Origin of the sequence: Prevotella sp. (assembly GCF_036570325.1) — a bacterium.
Taxonomy (GTDB): Bacteria; Bacteroidota; Bacteroidia; order Bacteroidales; family Bacteroidaceae; genus Prevotella.
The window spans coordinates 1-3,946 of the sequence record NZ_DATCYK010000130.1 but is presented as its reverse complement, the minus strand read 5'-3'; the positions used below and the strand labels follow the sequence as shown (position 1 = coordinate 3,946).

The following is a 3,946-nucleotide window of genomic DNA, read 5'->3' as shown; positions in this document are numbered from 1 at the left end:
TATATAATCGCTCTGTAACAATTGGGGTTGGCCCATGCGGCCGGCCAATTCCCTACAAATATGAAGATAATGCAGGGCCGAGTCGTTCATCAACGACTTGTACTGCTCAAACAAGTCCCACGCCAATTGGTGGCGACCCATCAGATCGCGCGTGGAGGAATACTTGCGTTTAATGTCGGCTATATGGTTTTCTTTCTGCTTGAGATACTCATCCGATTTGGCAATTTCCGTATCCAAACAGCGATAGAGTGAGTCTAAGTTTACCCGTTGGGCAGTGGCCGGCGAGGTAAACAGCCACAATGCCATTGTAAAGAGAAAATGTTTCATGCCCGTTATCAATTCTTTCATCATGGCAAAGATAACCAATCTTCATCTCAACTCCAAACTATCAGCCTTAAAACAGCCCTATATTACCTATATTCTATCTAAAAATATCTATATCAAATCACAGAATTGTAACATAAACTACTACTGATTATCAAGTAATTACGTATTTATATAGATTTTAAAGTCCACATTAAACACTTTGCGTCAACACCAACGGCTCAAAAAAGATTTAACTTTGCATCGACAGCTCTAAATCTAAGAACAAACACCTGCCCTTTAACCATAGGGACGCCTGCGATGAGCAGGCCCATCATGCGGCTTTTCAGCAATACTAAATAATAACTAAATACATTCTAACCAATTTACAATGAAAGCAAACAACCATTTATCTGCGATGAAGCGGTTAGCCGTTTTGCTGCTGGTCATGTGCGCCACTCTTTCAGCTTTTGCCCAAAAAGTGAGCGTCAAAGGTACCGTGACCGACCGTCAAAACGAGCCCATCATCGGTGCCTCTATCTTAGAACAAGGCACATCTAATGGCGTTGCCACCGACTTGGATGGTAATTTTACCATTCAGGTAGATAAGAACGCCACGTTGCGAATTTCTTATATCGGCTATAAAACGAGGACCCTGAAGGCCTCGTCGGCCATGAAGATTGTGCTCGAAGAGGAAGCCAACATGCTCGAGGAAGTCGTAACGATAGGTTACGGCGCCGTAAAGCGCAAGGACGTTACGACCGCCGTATCGAGCGTTTCGACCGCCGACCTCGAGACAAGGCCCATCGTTAGCGCCGTACAAGGTATGCAAGGCAAGGCCGCAGGTCTGCAAATAAGTCAAGCCAACGGCCAACCCGGCTCGTCACCGACCATCCGTGTGCGTGGTACAACGTCGCTCAACGGCTCCAACAACCCACTCTACGTGGTCGACGGAGTGCCCGTGGATAACATAGATTACCTCTCGGCCGACGACATTGACAACATTCAGATATTGAAAGACGCCTCAAGCGCGGCCATCTATGGTAGCCGTGCCGCCAACGGCGTGGTCATCATTGGTACCAAGCAGGGCAAGGCCGGCGTAGCGAAGATAAGCCTCAACGCCCATTATGCGTTTAATACGGTACGCGATAATCAAAATCCTTTGAACACACGACAGTATCTCGACCTTATCAAAGATATGAACGATAAGGGTGTTCTGTCACTGAAACTGCCCGAAACACTGCGCGACCAAACCGATTGGAAGAAGGAAGTGTACCGTACGGGTAACGTTCAGAACTACCAGCTCTCCATCACCAACGGCACCGACAAGCTGCGTTACTACCTCTCGGGTGGCTTTACGGGCGAGAATGGTGTTATCGTAAGCTCTAACTTTAAGCGCTATAATGTGCGTGGAAGCATTGAGAACGAAATCTCCAAATGGCTCACCATCAATGCCAGCATCGCCTATTCGGACTATACTTTCAAGGGCACGGGCATTATCTCGGGCACCGGCAGCGACCGTGGTGGCGTGGTTCCGGCTATCCTGAGCACGCCTTCCTACGGCCCCGTGTGGGATCCCGAATACCCCAACCGCTACTATTCCGACTTCAATGGCGTCAATGTAGACAGCCCGCTGGAGAACATCGCCCGCACCAAGGATAACAAGAGCCAGTACAACAAGCTGTTGGCCTCGGGTAAAGCCATCGTGAAGTTCATGCCCGAACTTACATGGACATCGACCATTTCTTTCGATCGCAACAGCGGAACGACCACTAACTTCCTCGATCCCGTGCTCACTCGTGAGGGTAGAAACCAAAACGGAACGGGCTACGACTCACGTTCGGCCAGCACCGTATGGACCTTCGACAACATCGTGAATTGGAAAAAGAGCCTCGGCAAGCATGGTTTGGACGCCATGGCAGGCTCATCGTGGACCAACAGCAAGTGGAGTCAGAACTATATCAACGGCTCCGACTACGCCAAGGACGACATCCGTACGCTCAACGCAGCTAACAAAATAAGCTGGACCGGCACCGGTTCCTCGGCCTCTGACTGGACCATCCTCTCTTTCTTCGGTCGTTTGCAATACAATTGGAACGATACTTACATGCTCACGGCCAACCTCCGTGCCGACGGCAGCTCACGCTTGGCACCGGGTCATCGCTGGGGTTATTTCCCCTCATTCTCGGGCGCATGGCGTGTATCTAACGAGGCCTTCATGAAAAATCTCACATGGATTGACGACTTCAAGATACGTGGTGGCTGGGGACAAACGGGTAACCAAAGCGGCTTGGGCGACTATGGCTACTTGGCCATGTACGACTTCGGTCGCATACAATGGTGGGAAACGGGTAAAGAACACGCCGTGCCCACACGCAGCCAATCCACTCTTAGCAACCCGGAACTTACTTGGGAAACCACCAGTCAGGCCGATATAGGTTTCGATCTCACCGTTCTGAAGAATCGATTGACCTTCTACTTCGATGTGTATTACAAGAAAACATCCGACATGCTCATGTCTATCACCCTGCCGGCAGGTAGCGCCGCGGCCCGAAGTCTTACTTATAACGGCGGAGAAATCGTCAACAAAGGTATAGAATTGGCCGTAAGCTCCAAGAATTTGGTAGGAACGCTGAAGTGGAATACCGACTTCAACATTTCTTTTAACCGTAACAAGCTCACCAAACTTGACCTCGTGCCCATTTATTGGGGCGCTTCGACCAACAGCAACGTAGGACAGAGCGTCGTACGCAACGCTGTCGAACAGCCATTGGGCTCCTTCTGGGGTTACGTAGCAGGCGGAGTAGACCCCGAAACGGGTGATATGATTTACAAGGACACCAACGACGACGGCCTCGTTTCGGCCAGCGACCGCACCTACATTGGCGATCCCAACCCTGATTTCACCTTTGGCTTGACCAATACCTTTAGCTATAAGGGCTTCAACCTTAGCGTATTGCTCCAAGGAAGTGTAGGTAATGATATATATAATGTATCGCGCATGGATAGCGAAGGTATGTTCGACGGTCGTAATCAGAACACCCGCGTACTCGAACGATGGAGAGTACCCGGACAGAAGACCGACGTTCCCCGGGTAGGTTTCAACCAACAAAACTCCAGCTACTATTTGGAAGACGGCAGTTACCTGCGTGTGAAGGACGTAACGCTGTCGTATGACGTGGCCAAGAGCTTCTTGAAGAAAATCTCCCTCACACGTCTCATGCCTTACGTGTCGTTCAGTAATCTTCTTACTTTCACCAACTACAGCGGCCGCGACCCCGAGGTCAACCAACATGGCAACAGCGGTGCCGTGCAAGGACTCGACTGGGGTACCTATCCTTTGAGCCGTTCATTCGTTGTAGGTTTGAAAGTTGAATTCTAACAATCATCATAAAGCAATCACAAAATGAAACAAAAATACTTTAAATACATGGTGATGGGAGTCGTGGCAACGTCTTTGGCCGCTTGCTCTCTCGACACAGAGCCCATCTCCTCGGCCTCGGAGCTGACCGAAGGAAAGCAGACCGACACCACGACAGCCGTACTGAAAGACCGTGACGCGGCCGTAAGTCAACGCACATCTATCTACCAACTCTTCAAGAATCGGCAGGAACACATGCACCTCGACTATGTTCTCTTGGGC

1 protein-coding gene and 2 pseudogenes are annotated in these 3,946 nt (G+C 49.9%); 2 read left to right on the top strand and 1 reads right to left on the bottom strand.

Features of this window, described 5'->3' with window-relative positions; all coding sequences use genetic code 11:
- A pseudogene (locus VIR50_RS11755) lies at window positions 1-351 on the bottom strand (transcriptional regulator); the annotation flags it as partial.
- Window positions 352-694: 343 nt separating this feature from the next.
- Between VIR50_RS11755 and VIR50_RS11750 the strand changes: the two are divergent.
- Window positions 695-3,685, top strand: coding sequence for a SusC/RagA family TonB-linked outer membrane protein (locus VIR50_RS11750; protein WP_331935301.1), 2,991 nt, complete (start codon window positions 695-697; stop codon window positions 3,683-3,685).
- Between the two features lie 24 nt (window positions 3,686-3,709).
- Window positions 3,710-3,946 (top strand): annotated as a pseudogene (locus tag VIR50_RS11745) (RagB/SusD family nutrient uptake outer membrane protein); the annotation flags it as partial.

Bases quoted from the DNA above. Each gene is read 5' to 3' on its own strand.
- VIR50_RS11750 (WP_331935301.1), top strand. From the start codon at position 695: ATGAAAGCAAACAACCATTTATCTGCGATGAAGCGGTTAGCCGTTTTG.